The following is a 1,066-nucleotide window of genomic DNA, read 5'->3' on the forward strand; positions in this document are numbered from 1 at the left end:
GTCCGGGTGTGTGGGCGGTGCGGCGTCGGGTGGGGTCGGATTGCCGGTAGCGTGCAGTGTCCAATGGCGTCGCATCAGGGGGCGCCGGAGTCTGGAGGCACCACCGCATGCTGATCGCTCAGCGCCCTTCGCTGACCGAAGAGGTCGTCGACGAGTTCCGTTCCCGGTTCGTGATCGAGCCCCTCGAGCCGGGCTTCGGCTACACCCTCGGCAACTCCCTGCGCCGCACGCTGCTGTCCTCGATCCCGGGCGCCGCGGTCACCAGCGTGCGCATCGAGGGGGTGCTGCACGAGTTCACCACCGTGCCGGGCGTCAAAGACGACGTCACCGACCTGATCTTGAACATCAAGCAGCTCGACCTCTCCTCCGAGCATGACGAGCCGGTCGTGCTGTATCTGCGCAAGCAGGGCCCCGGCGTCGTCACCGCCGCGGACATCGCCCCGCCCGCCGGCGTCGAGGTCCACAACCTCGACCTGGTCCTCGCCACCCTCAACGGCAAGGGCAAGCTCGAGATGGAACTGACCGTCGAACGCGGCCGCGGCTACGTCTCCGCCGTGCAGAACAAGCAGGTCGGCCAGGAGATCGGCCGGATCCCCGTCGACTCCATCTACAGCCCCGTCCTCAAGGTCACCTACAAGGTCGAAGCGACCCGAGTCGAACAGCGCACCGACTTCGACAAGCTCATCGTCGACATCGAAACCAAGCAGGCCCTGCGCCCGCGCGACGCCATGGCCTCGGCCGGCAAAACCCTCGTCGAACTGTTCGGCCTCGCCCGCGAGCTCAACATCGACGCCGAGGGCATCGACATGGGCCCCTCCCCCGTCGACACCGCCCTCGCCGCCGACCTCGCCCTGGCCATCGAGGAACTCGACCTCAGCGTCCGCTCCTACAACTGCCTCAAGCGCGAAGGCATCCACACCGTCGGCGAGCTCGTCGCCCGCTCCGAAGCCGACCTCCTCGACGTCCGTAACTTCGGCGCGAAGTCCATCGACGAAGTCAAGGCCAAGCTCGCCGGCATGGGCATGGGCCTCAAGGACAGCCCGCCCGGATTCGACCCCACCACCGC

At 67.7% G+C, this 1,066-nt stretch carries 1 protein-coding gene; it reads left to right on the forward strand.

From position 1 onward, the window contains the following. Positions 1-107: 107 nt before the first annotated feature. Positions 108-1,066, forward strand: a 959-nt coding sequence (locus tag JAO81_RS41875; RefSeq protein ID WP_199553250.1) for a DNA-directed RNA polymerase subunit alpha, incomplete at its 3' end; no start/stop codon positions are given.

This window comes from Streptomyces sp. N35, assembly GCF_016464295.1.
Lineage (GTDB): Bacteria > Actinomycetota > Actinomycetes > Streptomycetales > Streptomycetaceae > Streptomyces.